At 61.0% G+C, this 14930-nt stretch carries 13 protein-coding genes; 7 read left to right on the plus strand and 6 right to left on the minus strand.

Translation table 11 applies throughout. The features are described from left to right. Positions 1 to 10: 10 nt before the first annotated feature. On the plus strand, positions 11 to 280 hold the full coding sequence (locus ABZS45_RS02255) for a permease (protein WP_070711455.1): 270 nt from the start codon (positions 11 to 13) through the stop codon (positions 278 to 280). Here the strand turns inward: ABZS45_RS02255 and rarD are convergent. Beyond that, the gene (gene rarD, locus ABZS45_RS02260) at positions 277 to 1179 is read right to left on the minus strand and encodes an EamA family transporter RarD (RefSeq protein ID WP_070711454.1); all 903 of its coding nucleotides are present in this window, start codon (positions 1177 to 1179) and stop codon (positions 277 to 279) included. The two genes, ABZS45_RS02255 and rarD, sit on opposite strands and share 4 nt — an antisense overlap. A 65-nt stretch (positions 1180 to 1244) precedes the next feature. Between rarD and dnaE the strand changes: the two genes are divergently transcribed. Together dnaE and ABZS45_RS02270 are read left to right on the plus strand one after the other, a co-directional pair. After that, a complete protein-coding gene (dnaE, locus tag ABZS45_RS02265; RefSeq protein ID WP_070719539.1) occupies positions 1245 to 4820 on the plus strand; it encodes a DNA polymerase III subunit alpha in 3576 nt (1191 codons plus the stop codon). Positions 4821 to 4932: 112 nt separating this feature from the next. Beyond that, positions 4933 to 6129 carry a cobalamin-independent methionine synthase II family protein gene (locus tag ABZS45_RS02270; protein ID WP_412100517.1) on the plus strand — a complete coding sequence of 399 codons (1197 nt, stop codon included), beginning with the start codon at positions 4933 to 4935 and terminating at the stop codon, positions 6127 to 6129. 146 nt (positions 6130 to 6275) lie between these two features. Here ABZS45_RS02270 and ABZS45_RS02275 read toward each other — a convergent pair whose 3' ends face one another. Continuing rightward, the gene (locus ABZS45_RS02275) at positions 6276 to 6902 is read right to left on the minus strand and encodes a hypothetical protein (RefSeq protein ID WP_070445366.1); all 627 of its coding nucleotides are present in this window, start codon (positions 6900 to 6902) and stop codon (positions 6276 to 6278) included. Positions 6903 to 7012: 110 nt separating this feature from the next. Beyond that, positions 7013 to 8938 (minus strand): choice-of-anchor I family protein, encoded by a 1926-nt coding sequence (locus ABZS45_RS02280; protein WP_412100518.1) that lies wholly within the window; start codon positions 8936 to 8938, stop codon positions 7013 to 7015. Between the two features lie 178 nt (positions 8939 to 9116). Here ABZS45_RS02280 and ilvA point away from each other — a divergent pair, with 178 nt between their 5' ends. The 4 genes from ilvA to ABZS45_RS02300 are packed head-to-tail and all read left to right on the plus strand — an operon-like array spanning position 9117 to position 11713. Continuing rightward, on the plus strand, positions 9117 to 10400 hold the full coding sequence (gene ilvA, locus ABZS45_RS02285; protein ID WP_070643745.1) for a threonine ammonia-lyase IlvA: 1284 nt from the start codon (positions 9117 to 9119) through the stop codon (positions 10398 to 10400). Then, positions 10400 to 11038, plus strand: coding sequence for a YigZ family protein (locus ABZS45_RS02290; RefSeq protein ID WP_070643747.1), 639 nt, complete (start codon positions 10400 to 10402; stop codon positions 11036 to 11038). Before ilvA ends, ABZS45_RS02290 begins: the two co-directional genes overlap by 1 nt. Before the next feature lie 45 nt (positions 11039 to 11083). Beyond that, positions 11084 to 11320, plus strand: coding sequence for a hypothetical protein (locus tag ABZS45_RS02295; protein ID WP_070445375.1), 237 nt, complete (start codon positions 11084 to 11086; stop codon positions 11318 to 11320). 6 nt (positions 11321 to 11326) lie between these two features. Next, positions 11327 to 11713, plus strand: coding sequence for an RNA-binding S4 domain-containing protein (locus tag ABZS45_RS02300; RefSeq protein WP_010190494.1), 387 nt, complete (start codon positions 11327 to 11329; stop codon positions 11711 to 11713). On the opposite strand, the gene ABZS45_RS02305 is transcribed toward ABZS45_RS02300, so the two are convergent. The 3 genes from ABZS45_RS02305 to ABZS45_RS02315 form a co-directional block, all read right to left on the minus strand. Beyond that, positions 11710 to 12714: a GTP pyrophosphokinase family protein gene (locus tag ABZS45_RS02305; RefSeq protein ID WP_412100519.1), complete on the minus strand. Its 1005-nt coding sequence runs from the start codon at positions 12712 to 12714 to the stop codon at positions 11710 to 11712. The genes ABZS45_RS02300 and ABZS45_RS02305 overlap by 4 nt on opposite strands. Before the next feature lie 51 nt (positions 12715 to 12765). After that, positions 12766 to 13401 (minus strand): hypothetical protein, encoded by a 636-nt coding sequence (locus ABZS45_RS02310; RefSeq protein WP_412100521.1) that lies wholly within the window; start codon positions 13399 to 13401, stop codon positions 12766 to 12768. Between the two features lie 124 nt (positions 13402 to 13525). Further along, positions 13526 to 14911: an exonuclease domain-containing protein gene (locus ABZS45_RS02315; protein WP_412100522.1), complete on the minus strand. Its 1386-nt coding sequence runs from the start codon at positions 14909 to 14911 to the stop codon at positions 13526 to 13528. Positions 14912 to 14930 lie beyond the last annotated feature (19 nt).

Below are 14930 nucleotides of genomic sequence, written 5' to 3' on the forward strand. Positions count from 1 at the left end.
AGGAGAAGACATGCGCCTATTTCCCAACACCTCCGAGTGGCCGCCGAACTACCGCTTTGCCTACCTCTTGATGTGGGCGGGCGCGTTCATCGCCTCTGGGGCCGCCATCGCGCAAGGGATCTGGGGAGCCGACAAGCTCGCCTTCGGCATTCTCATCGTGGTGGCCATCTACTGCATCGCCATGGCCATCCTCATGCCGCGGTGGGCGCTCAACGCGCGCGAGGAATCCGCCCGGCGTGCCCGGGCTCGGGAGGCGCGCGACGAGCTGAAGCGCCGCTAGTCCCGGCTGGGGGTTGTTTTCTCTGCGGGGTGGAGGCGGGCGCGGCGTCGAGAAGCGCGGCCCATGCGCACCAAGTCCGCCAGGTAAATGATGACCGCTACCCAGATGATGGCGAAGCCGATCCAGCGTTCCGTGGACATGTGTTCCTGGGTGACAAACAGCGCCCACAGCATCTGCATGATGGGGGTCATGTACTGCAGCATGCCGAGGGTAGACAGACGCAGGTGCTTAGCGCCCTGGGCGAAACACAGCAGCGGCAGGGCGGTGACGAGGCCGGAGGTAACCAGCAGTGCGATGTGCCCGGGCCCTTCGGTAGTGAAGGTGGATTCGCCCTGTGCCTGGAGGTAGCCCAGGTAGATCAGCGCGAAGGGGAGCATGACCAAGGTTTCCGCGGCCACAGAGCCCATCGAGGAAACCGTGATGCGTTTCTTGAGCAAACCATAGATTCCGAAGCTGAAGGCCAAAGCCAGCGAATAATAGGGGGCCTGACCGGTCATGAAGGTCAGCCACAACACTGCGATGAAGGCGATGCTGACCGACGCCACCTGCGCCTTCGTCAGCTTCTCCTTGAGGAAAATAATGCCGAGGGCCACGGAGACGAGAGGGTTGATGAAATAGCCCAGTGCGGCATCGGCCACGTGATCGCTGTTGATGGCGATGACATAGGTGCCCCAGTTGATGGTGATGGCCACGCCACAGGCAAACATCCACCCCCAAGTGCGCAGGCTGAACGCTTTCAGCTCGCGCCAGCCACCTGTCACCAGCAACACTGCGGTGACGAGAACGGCGGTCCACACGATGCGGTGGGCCAAAATCTCAAACGGGCTGGCGGGGCGCAGCAGCGGGAAGAATGCTGGGAAGAAACCCCACATGAGATAGGCAGCAATGGTGTAGAACATTTAAGAAAATGTACCTTAACGAGGACCTACGGGCGAAGTTTGACGTCCCCGCTAAGATGAGCCGCATGGCCAAAAACTCCTCCTTCGTCCATCTGCACAACCACACCGAGTTCTCCATGCTGGATGGCATGGCCAAGGTGGATATGTTGGCTGATGAGGTGGTCCGCCAAGGTATGCCGGCGGTGGGCATGACTGACCACGGCAACATGTACGGCTCCAATGCTTTTTACCAAAGGATGACTAGTGCTGGCGTGAAGCCCATCATCGGCATCGAGGCCTACCTGGCGCCGGAATCGCGCTTCAACAAGAAGCGCGTGCTGTGGGGAACCCCGGACCAGAAGCGCGATGACGTCTCTGCCTCCGGTGCCTACCTCCACCAGACCATGCTGGCGGAGAACGAGACCGGGCTGCGCAACCTGTTCAAGCTGTCCTCTTTGGCCTCCTACGAGGGTCAGCTAGGTAAGTGGCCGCGTATGGATGCAGAGCTCATTGCCGAGCACGCCGAGGGCATCATCGCGACCACCGGCTGCCCATCCGGTGACGTACAGACCCGCCTGCGCCTGGGCCAGTTCAACGAGGCGCTCGAAGCTGCTGCCATGTGGCAGGACATTTATGGCAAGGACAACTTCTTCCTAGAGCTCATGGACCATGGGCTGGACATCGAAAAGCGCACGCGTGACGGTCTGCTGGAGATCGGCCGCAAGCTGGATCTGCCGCCGTTGGTGACCAATGACTGTCACTACGTGCTGGAATCCCAGGCGCCTTCCCACGAGGCCATGCTCTGCGTGCAGACCGGCAAGACCTTCATGGACCCGGACCGTTTCAAGTTCGACGGCACCGGCTACTACATCAAGACTGCTGCGCAGATGCGTGAGCTGTGGGACCACATGGTGCCGGAGGCCTGCGATAACACCCTGTGGATTGCCGAGCGCGTGCAGGACTATGGCGCGATTTGGGAGGAGCACACCCATGACCGCATGCCGATTGCCGACGTCCCCGAGGGCTACACCCCAACCTCCTGGCTAACTCACGAGGTGATGGAGGGACTGAAGGATCGCTTCAACGGTGGGGATGTGCCGCAGGAGTACATCGACCGTGCTGAGTACGAGATCAGCGTCATCGATATGAAGGGCTACCCTTCCTACTTCCTCATCGTGGCCGAGCTCATCAAGCACGCGCGCTCCATCGGCATTCGCGTTGGTCCGGGCCGTGGTTCGGCGGCCGGTGCGCTCGTGGCCTACGCGCTGACGATTACCAACATTGACCCCATCGAGCATGGCCTGCTCTTCGAGCGATTCTTGAACCCGGAGCGTCCGTCCGCACCGGATATCGATATCGACTTCGATGATCGCCGCCGCGGCGAGATGATTACCTACGCCGCCGAGCGGTGGGGCGAGGACAAGGTTGCCCAGGTGATCACCTTCGGTACCGTGAAGACCAAGCAGGCCATTAAGGACTCCGCCAAGGTGCACTTTGGCCAGCCGGGCTTTCAGATGGCGGACCGCATCAACGGCGCCCTGCCACCCGCGATCATGGCCAAGGACATCCCGCTCGCCGGCATCACGGACCCAGAGCACGAGCGCTATTCGGAGGCGGCCGAGGTCCGGCAGATGATTGAGACTGACCCGGACGTCAAGAAGATCTATGAGACCGCCCGCGGCCTCGAGGGCGTGGTCCGTCAGGCCGGCGTGCATGCCTGCGCGGTGATTATGGCCTCGGTCCGGCTCATGGACCACATCCCGATGTGGAAGCGCCCAGCCGACGGCGCCTACATCACCGGCTGGGACTACCCGGCCTGTGAGGCCATCGGCCTGCTGAAGATGGACTTCTTGGGACTGCGCAACCTCACCGTGATCGGTGACTGCCTGGAAAACATCAAGAAAAACCGCGGCGAGGAAGTCCACCTAGAAGACCTCCACGCCGACGACCCGAATGCCTCAAAGGTCTATGACCTGCTGTCGCGCGGCGATACGTTGGGCGTGTTCCAGCTCGACTCGGGCGGCATGCAGGAGCTGCTCAAGCGCATGAAGCCAACGGGCTTTAAGGACATCGTGGCGTCACTAGCGCTCTACCGCCCGGGCCCGATGGGTGTGAACGCGCACTGGGATTATGCGGACCGCAAGAACGGCCGCAAGGAAATTACCCCAATTCACCCCGAGCTGGAGGAGCCGCTCAAGGAAATCCTCGATGAGACCTACGGTCTTATCGTGTACCAAGAGCAGATCATGCGTATCTCGCAGAAAGTGGCAAACTACACCGCCGGCGAGGCAGATGGCTTCCGTAAAGCCATGGGTAAGAAGAAGCCAGAAGTGCTGGCCCAGCAGTATGACAAGTTCTGGGGCGGCATGAAGGACAATGGCTACTCCAAGGAAGCAATGGATGCTCTGTGGGGCACCATTGAGCCCTTCGCCTCCTACGCGTTCAACAAGTCCCATGCCGCGGGTTATGGTTTGGTGTCCTTCTGGACGGCCTACCTCAAGGCCTACTATGCGCCGGAATACATGGCCGCACTGTTGACCTCGGTGGGTGATAAGAAGGACAAGTCCGCTATCTACCTGGCTGACTGCCGCCACCTGGGCATCCGCGTGCTCTCACCGGACGTTAATGAGTCGGTGGAGACCTTCCAGGCTGTCGGCGAAGATATTCGTTTCGGCATGGGCGCTATCCGCAACGTCGGCGGGGAAGTGGTGGATTCCATCGTGAAGACCCGCCGGGAGAAAGGGGCTTTCACATCCTTCTCCGACTATCTGGACAAGATTGAGCTGGCGGCCTGTTCGAAGCGTGTCACCGAATCCCTCATTAAGGCCGGTGCTTTCGATTCCCTGGAACACCCACGCAAGGGCCTCATGCTTATTCATGAAGACGCCGTGGATTCGGTGCAGACGACCAAAAAGGCAGCCGACAAGGGGCAATTCGACCTCTTCGCTGGCTTCGGAGGCGGGGATGAACAGGGTGACTCTGTTTCTGCTTTTGCCATCGATATCCCGGAGGAGAACTGGGACCGTAAACACGAGCTGGCTCTGGAAAGGGAGATGCTCGGCCTGTACGTGTCTGGCCACCCGCTTGATGGTTTCGAGGAAGCACTGAATGCGCAGACGGATACCCCGATTACCAAGATCCTCAACGGCGAAGTGGGCAATGGCCAGGAGCTCGTGATTGGCGGCATTATCTCGGGCGTTGACAGGCGCTTTTCCAAGCGCGATGGCTCGCCCTGGGCCATCGTGAGCATCGAAGACCATAACGGCGCCCAGGTGGATATCCTCGTGTTCAACCAGGTGTACTCGCTGGTAGCCCCGCAGATTGCTGAAGACAACATCATCCTGGCCAAGGTCCAGGTGAAGATCCGCGATGAGCGCATGTCCCTGTTCTGCTCCGATATCCGCGTTCCCGATTTGGGGCCGGGTAACGGCGCCGGTCTGCCGCTGCGCCTGACCATGCGCACGGATCAGTGCACGATGGACAACATTGCGCGGCTGAAGCAGGTCTTGGTCAACAACAAGGGTGAGTCTGACGTCTACCTCACGCTTGTCGACGGCGAAGAGTCCACCATGATGGTCCTCGGCGAACATCTGCGCGTGGAGCGCTCCAGCAACCTCATGGGTGATCTCAAAGCGACGATGGGCGCCGGAATTCTCGGCTGAGGTGACACCCCGCATTCGTGTGCTGAATAAAAGTACAGAATGAGGCGGGCTGTGCTTCGCCCGTGGGTTACGCTAGACAGCACAGTCTAGTTGAAAGGGAGGCCGTTTCCTCATGGTCAATAAGATCCGTACCACTCACGTCGGCTCGTTGCCGCGCACGCAGGAGCTGTTGGACGCTAACCTCGAGCGCTCCGCCGGCACCATCTCCGATGAGAAGTTCCACGAGATTCTGGAGCGCTCGGTCGCTGACGTGGTCAAGCGCCAGGTTGATCTCGGCATCGACATCATTAACGAAGGCGAATACGGCCACATCACCTCTGGCGCTGTGGACTATGGCGCCTGGTGGAACTACTCCTTTACCCGCCTGGGTGGTCTGACCATGACGGACAAGGACCGCTGGGAGATCGGTGACAAGATCCGCTCCGAACCGGGCAAGATTCGCCTCTCCTCGATGAAGGATCGCCGCGACCGCGCCCTGTTCGCGGAGGCCTATAACGACCCGGATTCCGGTATCTTTACCGGCCGCAAGAAGGTTGCAAACCCGGAGTTCACCGGTCCGGTTACCTACATCGGTCAGGAGCAGGTCGAGGCGGACGTGAAGCTGCTTGCAGACGCCCTCCCCGAAGGCACCGAAGGCTTCGTCGCCGCACTGTCCCCGGGCGCTGCGGCCCGCCTGCCCAACAAGTACTACGAGGATGAGTCCGATCTCGTGCGTGCCTGCGGTGAGGCGCTCAAGGTGGAGTACAAGGCCATCGCCGATGCCGGCTTGACGGTGCAATTCGACGCCCCAGACCTGGCCGAAGCCTGGGACTCGGTGGTTCCGGAGCCGACGGTTGAGGATTTTCAGGCCTTCCTGCGCGAGCGCATTGAGATTCTCAACGAGTCCATCAAGGATATCCCGCGTGAGCAGACCCGCCTGCACATCTGCTGGGGCTCCTGGCATGGCCCGCACGTGACGGATATTCCTTTCGAGGACATCATTGAGGAGATCTTGCAAGCCAAGGTCGGCGGCTTCTCCTTCGAGGGCGCCTCGCCGCGTCACGCGCACGAGTGGCGCGTGTGGAAGGACCACAAGCTGCCGGAGGGCACTGTGATCTACCCGGGTGTGGTTTCGCACTCCACGAATGCTGTGGAGCATCCGCGCTTGGTGGCCGACCGCATCATCCAGTTTGCTGAACTGGTGGGCCCGGAAAACGTGATTGCATCGACGGACTGCGGCCTCGGCGGCCGTTTGCACCGCCAGATTGCGTGGGCCAAGCTGGAGTCCCTCGTGGAAGGTGCCCAGATTGCTACCGAGGAGCTGTTCTAAGCAAGGAGTAGCTCCCCCTCAGCCAGCAGCTGAATACCACGCGCGAACCCTAACAACAACGCGCGAACCCTAACAACAACGCGCGAACCCTAACAACAACGCGCGAACCGTATAGGTTCGCGCGTTTCTTTTCGTTGGGGCAGCGGCTATTTCGCAGCTGCCTTCTCGTCTTCCTTCTTCTGGGAGTTATCCCAGTAGAAGCCCTGGCTCTTCAGGAACGCACGCAGGCCGTCGAGGACGGATGGGTCGAATTGCGCGACCACGGTCAACGCATTAATCGCGACGGCGACCAGCGCGATCGTGCCGCCGACCCAGGCAAAGACCTCCTCGGCCGTGTCATTGGGGCGCGCAGACTGCACCCAGTCGGGCATCTCGTCCCATTCCTTCTCCAGCGCCGCGTCCTTTTCTGCCTGGACGCAATCTGGTTCTGCGGGCATACCGGAGGAACCATAACCGTTAAGGATGCCGAGCCCGAGCTCCTGCGGACCCATGAAGGAAGAACCCGCGGTGCCATCAGCCACCGCCTTTTCGTGCTCCTCTTGCGCCTTGCGTACCTGGTTCGCACACTCCTCGGAAAGATCAGAGGTGTCGATGCGTCCGACGTTCATCGAGCTTCCACCGTTTGGACCCTCGGAGCTTCCGCCCGTGGAGCTTTGGCTCAGGGAGGACGAGGAGGACTGGCTGCTCTCAGCTGATTCGGCGGCTGAGGCCAGCGGGGTGACCAATGCCATCGTCGTGGCACACACTGCGATTAGTGAGGTGGAAAGGCGCATAATCAGGGGTTCTCCTTGGGAAGGGTGCGAAAGGAAGTACGAGAAAAAAGGGGGAGGGTTGTCTCAAACCCACTTCAATGTAGCAGCCCTCCCCTTAGTGAAGATAGGTTTTATAGGAACTTCTCCAGCTGCTCGCGCAGCGGTGCTGGAGCAAAGCTGAGAACTGTTTCGCGGACACCCGGGGCGTTCAGCAGGCCTACCGCGGCAGCGACAGCGGCGATGACTCCGATGAGAGACCCGACGGCGATGGTCGCGGTGGAGGAGTGGGAACTCTGGCTGCTCTTGTCTTCGTTATCGTGGTCGTCGGCATCGTCTTGGTTGTCCTCGTCGGCATTGAGCAGGTCCTCAACGTTGTAGACGGTGGTGGTTCCGGAAACCTCGTTGCCTACGATGAGCAGGTGCTCACCGTTAGGGGAGTCTGCCTTGTCGACGAAGGCAAAGCCCTCCGGGCCCAAGTCGCCGGCAGCAGCGAACTCATCAGTGGAGAAGTCGCGGTTGTTGACATAGGTGACGAAGGAAGCGGTGGCGGGGTCGGTGACGTCGTAGACGAAAATGCCGCCAACGCGCTCGGCGCCAATGAAGGCATAAGTGCGCTCCCCAACGGTGCCGATGGTCAGGGCCTCTGGTTCTGGGCCCTTGTTATCAGAGCGATCGTCGAACTCTGCCTCTTCGTTATCGGCGTTGTGGTGGAAGATACCCGGCTCGTTGAGCTCAGCGGTGATCTTTTCGAACTCGGCGCCGGAATCGAAGACAACGTTGCCCTCTGAGTCGTAGATGCTGAAGGAACGAGAACCGTAGGCATAAAGCTCATCGAAACAGCCCTTTTCTTCGTTCCAGCCGGAGGCGTTGCTCAGCTTCAGGTTGCCAGCGTGCTTTTTGTCGGCGAGTTCCTCCACGTTGACGTCGCCCAGCGCGCCCTCACATACCTTGCCATCCTCAACCAGATCCTTGAGTTCCACTTCATCGGTGTAGACGCCGGAGCCACCGTCCTTTTCCTTCACACCCCACTCGCGGGCATCGCCTTCGTTCGCAGTGGCAAAGTAGGTCTGGCCACCAGCGGTGAAGGCGCCGATGGAATCTGGCATGGACAGGCCCTTGACCGGGAGCGTGCGCAGCTCGGCCGCGTCATCCTTGTTCGAGGGGTCCAGCGGGACCTGCGAGTGATCCGCGATGTGGGCGGGCAGGATGTTCTCCACCGTGGCGGATTCAATATCGATGACGCCGATGGCGTTGGCCTCCTGCAGCGACACGAAAGCCTTGCCATCCTGGGAGGTGATGTACTCCGGCTCAAAGTCGATGGACGGCTTAGAATCATGGCCGGAGGGGCCGAAGACTCGCACGCCCTCTGGCAGGGGCTGATCGTCGAAAGCCGTGAATCCAGCGATGCGGGCATCCGCCTGCGTTGGTGCCTCAACAGCCTCCGGAAGCTTGATAACGGAGACGGATCCTTCCGGGTCCGTCACGTAGTCGGTGCCCTCGGCGTTGAGCTCATTGGATGGTTCGCCTTCGTTGGCCAGCAGCGCGTAGCCGCCATCTGCGGTGAGGTGGACGTTATCCGGCAATGCACCCACCATCACGCGGCCCACTTCGGCGGTATCCAGGTCCGCGGCCGCGGCGTTGAAGAACAGTGCTTCGCCGTCCTCAGTCTTGTCCGCCTGCTGGACGGCGGCCACAGCCAGGCCGTCGGGGCGCACCGCTACGGAGTTGATTTCCTTGCCTTCACCAGCAGAAATAGAGCCGATCAAGGTGGGGTTGGCTGGGGCAGAAGCGTCGAGAACATCAATCTGACCCGCGTGCGCATTGACCGTAAGGATGCGCTTGGAGTCCGGGTGGAAGGCCACGATCTCCGCAGCCGACTCCGCGTATACCCCGGACTCATAGGTGCCAACCGGGGTGAGCTTGAGACTGGCGTCTGCCGCCGAGTGTTCGATGACGTTGTTCACAATCGCGGCCGAGGAGGCCGGTGCAGCCACGCTGAGGCTGGTTGCGGTCGCCACGCAGAGCGCGAGAGAGCGGCGGGAGATAGAGCGAGACATTGAGAAAGGCTCCTTGAAGCGAGACAAAAAAGATTCCGCATCACCGTACGTGCCGCCCATGACACTTTCGGGGAACAGAGCGTTGCGGCCAAGCGAGATCTAGGTAAACGTTCAGTGAATCGGTCGAATGCTAGGTAATGTGCGACGAAAGAATGGTGGGGCGCTAAAATGAGCCACCATGACAAGCACCCCGCAAGACTTCGAGCCAATCCACGCCTCTGATATTCAACTGGCCCAATCGCGAATTAGCTCGGAGATTGCCCCGACTCCGCTGCAATACTGCCCGCGACTGTCCCAGGAAACCGGCTATGAGGTGTACTTAAAGCGCGAGGACCTGCAAGACGTGCGCTCCTACAAGATCCGCGGGGCTATCTACGGCATGTCAAACCTTAGCGAAGAGCAGCGGACGCACGGCATCGTCACGGCGTCGGCGGGAAACCACGCCCAAGGAGTGGCTTATGCCTGCCGCACCATGGGAATCCACGGCAAAATCTACGTGCCGGAACCGACCCCGAAACAAAAACGCGACCGCATCTTGGTCCACGGCGGCGACCTCGTGGAACTCGTTGTCACCGGCGCCAATTTCGATGAGGCAGCAGCTGCCGCGCACGCGGATGCAGCGGAGCGCGGCGCCTTCTTCATCGAGCCTTTCGATTCGCGCGATACCGTCACCGGCCAGGGAACTGTGGCTGCGGAAATCGTCTCCCAGCTGTCTTCGATCGGTAAATCCCTCGATACCGTGGTGGTCCCCGTGGGCGGTGGCGGCCTGATCTCCGGCATCACCTCCTACCTCGCTGACATGGCCCCGCGCACGGCGGTGGTGGGCATTGAGCCGGCCGGGGCGGCGTCGCTCAGCGCAGCGTTCGCTGCTGGTGAGCCGGTGACCCTGGAGACCGTTGATCCCTTCGTCGACGGTGCCGCCGTCAAGCGCATTGGTGAGCTGCCCTTCCAGATCTTGGAAGCCAACCAGGGCCGCCTGCACCATGACACCGTCTCCGAAGGCGCCGTGTGCACGGAACAGTTGGCGCTGTACCAAAACGAGGGCATTATCGCCGAACCCGCCGGCGCGCTGAGCGTGACCGGCCTGCGCACGCTCAACCTGCAGCCAGGCTCAACGGTGGTGTGCGTGATTTCCGGCGGCAACAATGACGTGCTGCGCTATGCCGAAATCATGGAGCGCTCCCTGGTGCACCGTGGACTCAAGCACTACTTCCTGGTGAATTTCCCGCAGGAGCCCGGCCAGTTGCGCCACTTCCTGCAGGATGTTCTTGGTCCAGAGGATGACATCACGCTGTTCGAGTACCTCAAGCGCAATAACCGTGAGACCGGTGCTGCGCTGGTAGGTATCGAGCTGGGGAGTGCCGCAGGTATCGACGGACTGCTGGAGCGCATGGAGGCGTCGAAGCTTAATTGCCAGCAACTAAAGCCAGGTACCCCCGAGTACGATTTTCTTGTCGCATAATGCTGGAGAGCTATCAGCGTCCCGTCGCCGGTGAGATTGTCGAGCACGAGATTGAGATCAAGCGTTCGCGGTTTATCACCCTTATCGGCCGCGCCACGACGGAAGAGGAAGCACGCGCGCTTATCGACGCCGCCCGCGACCGCTTCCCCGACGCCCGCCACCACTGCTCGGCCTATATCTACCACGTGGACGGCTCGAATCCAGTGGAGCGCTCCTCCGATGATGGCGAGCCCTCCGGCACGGCGGGCAAGCCCATGCTCGATGTTTTGAAGGGCTCCGGACTGCTCGATATCTGCGCGGTGGTCGTGCGATACTTTGGCGGTATCAAGCTGGGCGCGGGCGGGCTCGTTCACGCCTATGGCGGTGCCGTCAGCGAGACGATGGAGCAGGTTGAGCCCGTCACGCGTGCCCTACGCGAGCTCTATACCGTCGAGGTTTCCCACGCGGACGCCGGTCGCTTAGAGGCAGAGCTACGCAACCGGGGTGTGGACATGGTGGATACCGCCTACGCCCAAGCGGTGACTTTCACCGTGTCTGTGGAACCCGGCGGTGAGGAGGAGCTTGCGGCGACGCTCGCCGCGCTGACCCAGGGTGGGGTAGAGCCGAAGGAAGCTGGAACTGCCTGGGTGGAGCTTTAAGGCCGCGAGAAGGCCGCGAGTTTTTGGCCATGTAGAATAAGCCCCATGACTATGCAGCGACGCCCCAACAACCCCATTGAGCAACGCAAGCAAGCCGTGCGCACCCACGCACGCAACGGCGCTATCTGCGTCGTGGGCGGCGTCGCCGGCGGTGTCCTCCTAGGCTGGGCACTCACCGGATTCTGGACCTGGATGGCGATTGGTCTCATCGTGGCCGTGGTGGGTGGCGCGTACAACTGGGTCAAAATCCAGAAGATCGTGAACGAGAACCACAACCTATAAAAGCCCATGGTGAATCAGCCCGACGGGCGGCCCGTACGCATTGATGCTTGGGTTTGGTCCGTGCGCATGTTCAAGACCCGCTCGGAGGCCGCCACGGCGGTGCGCGCCGGGCACGTCAAACTCAACGGCAACGCCACCAAGCCCGCGCAACAGGTCGTTCCTGGTGACCGCGTGCGCGTGTGGCGCAACCACCACGAGCATGACCTTGAGGTGCTCGCCACCGTGTCCAAGCGCGTCGGCGCCCCGATTGCGCGCACCTGTTATATCGACCATGCGCCGCCGCCACCGCCGAAGGAATTTATGCCCTCCGTCCCGGTCCGCCCGCGCGGTGCTGGCCGCCCGACGAAGAAGGAGCGCCGGCAGATGGAGAAATTCCGCGGTGGATTCCGCTAATTATTTCGGAAGTTCTTTAAGGCCTTTAGCCGAGCATTCAAGCGGCGCTTGCGGTCTTTGCGGTCACCGGCCTCGGCCGTGGCTTCGATGTGCTGGGCACCGAATTTGTTGAGCAGCAAGTCGTCGATAAGCCTGACCTGGCCTGGGCGGAAGCGGTAGCGCATGGCATCGTGCACGTGAGCGATGTCGTCATCGTCGAGCAGCTGCTTGAGCTGGCTCAAGCGTGTGATGCCGTTGTTGTCGAGCAACTCGGCAAGGAAGCGATAATGCTCCGAGCGTGAACGAGGGAAGCGGCTGCCCAGAATAATGGCGAGGACACCAGGGAGGGTCTCGGCTGTAATTTCCACGTCATCGCCTGCCTCAGAACTGGGGGCTTTGAGTGCGGCGATTTCATCGAATTGCTGGTCCGCCAGCTCAATCAGGCCCGCAGCCAGTGTGAAGAGGCGATCCACCTGCGGGGAAGGCGGGTTCGGGCCCTGCTTGTACCGGATATCGTGCTCAAATTCCGCCCAGGCGTGCTGCAGCACTGTGCGGATTTGAATCTCGAAGGTCCAGCCGATATAAGGCTCAAGTTCCTCCAGTGTGGCGGCGCTGTCCTCGGACACCGTCAGCACCAAATGGTGCGAGCCATAACCAAAACCACCAGAAATCCGTGTTTCCGCTGCCTTGTCCACCGAGCGCAGCACGGTAAAGGTTTCTCCCAAAACCTCCAGTGCTTCCGGGATAACCGTGGAGTGGAAGACGGTAATTCGCACCCCCAAAACATCGTGGATATCTTCCCACGGCTTCGGGTACATCAGCTCGCCGTTGTCGCGGCGCTTCTTCGCTTTCGCCTTGAGAGAAGGCCACAGCTTCACGCGGGTCGCTACGCGGTCGAAGATAATGCCGGCGTCGTTAAGCAAGTCCTCGATGGCATCGCGGAAATCCTGCGCCGCGGTAGGATGCGCGTGTACCCAGGAATGGTACTGGTTGCTCAGGCGGGACATGGATGATTCAGCCATCTTAAGAACGTGACTCCTTTCGGCCACAGCGGAGGAAGTATGGAGGTGTGTCTACACCTCCATGGGAAAGCCGTTAGCTAATACTAGTGGTTGCAAGCTCAGCGGTGGTCGATGGCGCGGGCGCAATTCGGCCGCACGGTAAGCCAGTTCCGTGGCGCGCTGCGGGGAAATGTTGAGCAGCGCGTAGAGAGTGTGCGCATCAGGCACGAGGTAGGTAATACTCCGAGCTTGGCTAAGCCGCTGCAGATGATTGTCCAGGATAACGAAGGCCTGCGGGTGAGCCAACCACGATGAGGCAGCGCAGCGATGCACCCGCACCTCTAGGCCCTTTTCCGTTCTACTCAGTCCGAGTTCGGCAGGCCGGGTAAAGAAGCGCAGTCCCTGCTGCGTCAGTGCGCGGCGTTGCAGATTCAGCGCGGCAGTATCCCACGCTTGGCGCACGGTCAAACCCATATCGTCCACACCGCGTTGGCTCACGCGCTTGGCTTCGGCTCCCGTGCCGTGGACCAAGGACATCGATAGCGTCCGCGATAGCTGGAGGCTAGCGGGTGAATCACCGAAGCCATCATCACAGAGCTTGATTCCATTGAGCTCTTCGCTCGGGCAGAGCGAGGGGAGCAGGTGGTCGATGCGAAGGGAGGTAGGCAGCGCGATGGTCATGGTGGATTTGCTCCGAAAGGTAGGCAAGTGCAGATTTCTTGCCCTTATTGGACTGCGCTTTATGCTCGCAGGTTCCCACTAGTTCGCAGAAAAACCACCACGCGCTAGAGCCTTGATGCTCTAGCGCCTCCGTGCTCAAGAGCTACGCAGGCTAGAACGGAGGAGCTTCATCAAGTTGGAGCTCCTCTAACAGCTTGTCCGTCTGCCAGATTGCGATGTCCTGGCCTTTGCCCTGCAGCTCCTCAGCGCGCTTTTCTTTAGAGGTCTTGGTAGCCCACTGGCCCACAACCAGGATGGTGGTCTTCTTCGTGACGTTCTTACCCACCTGGCCGCCGCGTTCAGCAATCTTGGACCACAAAAGGCCTTTGTCGAAAGGCTCGAAGTCACCGGTGAGAGTGACATTCTGAGCAAATAGCGCGCCTTCCGGATCCGCATCAGGATTGGGATCCGGGATGGTGTCCGGAGTGGATACGGATTGCCACGGAGCTGGACCACGGCGCTCCTTAGCGGCGGAGCCCTTCTTCTTCGAGCCCGAGGCTGTACCCGCCATGCGCGTCTTGTCGCGGAAATCCGTACCGGCGCCCAAGTCGGCCGCGGAGAGGGGAGCGGTGTTGGCGCGCAGGACCGGGATGACGGAGTCTTCGCTCAACGTGCCCAGCGCAAAATCACGGGTGGTGAACAAGTCCTCGATGCTTCCGGAGTGACCAAAGCGCTGCGCTAGGGCACTGACAATCTCGCCCGCCGCGCGGGCGTCGGCTGTGGCCTCGTGGTGTCGGAAATCCTTGGCGCCGATGTAGGAGGCGACGGTGGGAAGTTTATGGTTAGCCACGTCGATGACGCCTGCACGGGAGGCGTCGCGGGCCAGTGCCAGGGAACACGCTAAGCGAAGTTCTGGCACCGGTGCGTCGGCCTTCTTGAGGCCACTGCGCAGGGCCGTGGAATCGAATTGCGCGTTGTGGGCTACTAGCGTGTCTGTGCCGAGGAACTCGAAGAGTTCGGCAGCAGCATCAGCGAACGGTGAAGCATCAGCGACGTCCTCCGCTGTGATGCCATGGATGCTGATGTTGACCTCGTCGAAGTGCTCGAGCCCCGGTGGGGGAGTGCACAGCCACGTGCGGGATTCGGTCTCTTCGCCATCGCGGAAGCGGACCGCGCCGATCTGGCAGACCGAGCCCCAGTTATCGTTGGCGGTTTCTACATCGACGGCGGTGAAGTTGAGCCCCTGCACACCGGTGCTAGCAGCCGGTTCTTCGCCGCGTAGTGCTGCCTCAACTGCGCGGGCAAATGCGGCCGCGTCTTGGCCGGGGGCGAAGCGGATAATGGTGTCTGAAACGATGCCCGCAGAATCGCTCGTGCCGCGCACTATGACCTGCCCAAACCCTGTTACCGTCGGTTCCGTGCACTCCACGCCCGTGGCATCAGTTAAGGAGAGATTCTCGCGCGCTGGGGCGCCAAGGGAAGCGGCAAGCTGGGAGCGTTGGACGGTGAGTGCATCGGTGGTGACATCAATGACGGCACCGTGGGCGGTATAGGACACGGTTTCCTTTCAAGGACGG

This window comes from Corynebacterium aurimucosum (assembly GCF_046895345.1).
GTDB lineage: Bacteria > Actinomycetota > Actinomycetes > Mycobacteriales > Mycobacteriaceae > Corynebacterium > Corynebacterium aurimucosum_G.

Bases quoted from the DNA above. Each gene is read 5' to 3' on its own strand.
- ilvA (WP_070643745.1), top strand. From the start codon at position 9,117: ATGACAAGCACCCCGCAAGACTTCGAGCCAATCCACGCCTCTGATATT.
- ABZS45_RS02305 (WP_412100519.1), bottom strand. From the start codon at position 12,714: ATGGCTGAATCATCCATGTCCCGCCTGAGCAACCAGTACCATTCCTGG.
- ABZS45_RS02290 (WP_070643747.1), top strand. From the start codon at position 10,400: ATGCTGGAGAGCTATCAGCGTCCCGTCGCCGGTGAGATTGTCGAGCAC.
- rarD (WP_070711454.1), bottom strand. From the start codon at position 1,179: ATGTTCTACACCATTGCTGCCTATCTCATGTGGGGTTTCTTCCCAGCA.
- ABZS45_RS02255 (WP_070711455.1), top strand. From the start codon at position 11: ATGCGCCTATTTCCCAACACCTCCGAGTGGCCGCCGAACTACCGCTTT.
- ABZS45_RS02280 (WP_412100518.1), bottom strand. From the start codon at position 8,938: ATGTCTCGCTCTATCTCCCGCCGCTCTCTCGCGCTCTGCGTGGCGACC.
- ABZS45_RS02300 (WP_010190494.1), top strand. From the start codon at position 11,327: ATGGTGAATCAGCCCGACGGGCGGCCCGTACGCATTGATGCTTGGGTT.
- ABZS45_RS02295 (WP_070445375.1), top strand. From the start codon at position 11,084: ATGACTATGCAGCGACGCCCCAACAACCCCATTGAGCAACGCAAGCAA.
- ABZS45_RS02275 (WP_070445366.1), bottom strand. From the start codon at position 6,902: ATGCGCCTTTCCACCTCACTAATCGCAGTGTGTGCCACGACGATGGCA.
- ABZS45_RS02270 (WP_412100517.1), top strand. From the start codon at position 4,933: ATGGTCAATAAGATCCGTACCACTCACGTCGGCTCGTTGCCGCGCACG.
- dnaE (WP_070719539.1), top strand. From the start codon at position 1,245: ATGGCCAAAAACTCCTCCTTCGTCCATCTGCACAACCACACCGAGTTC.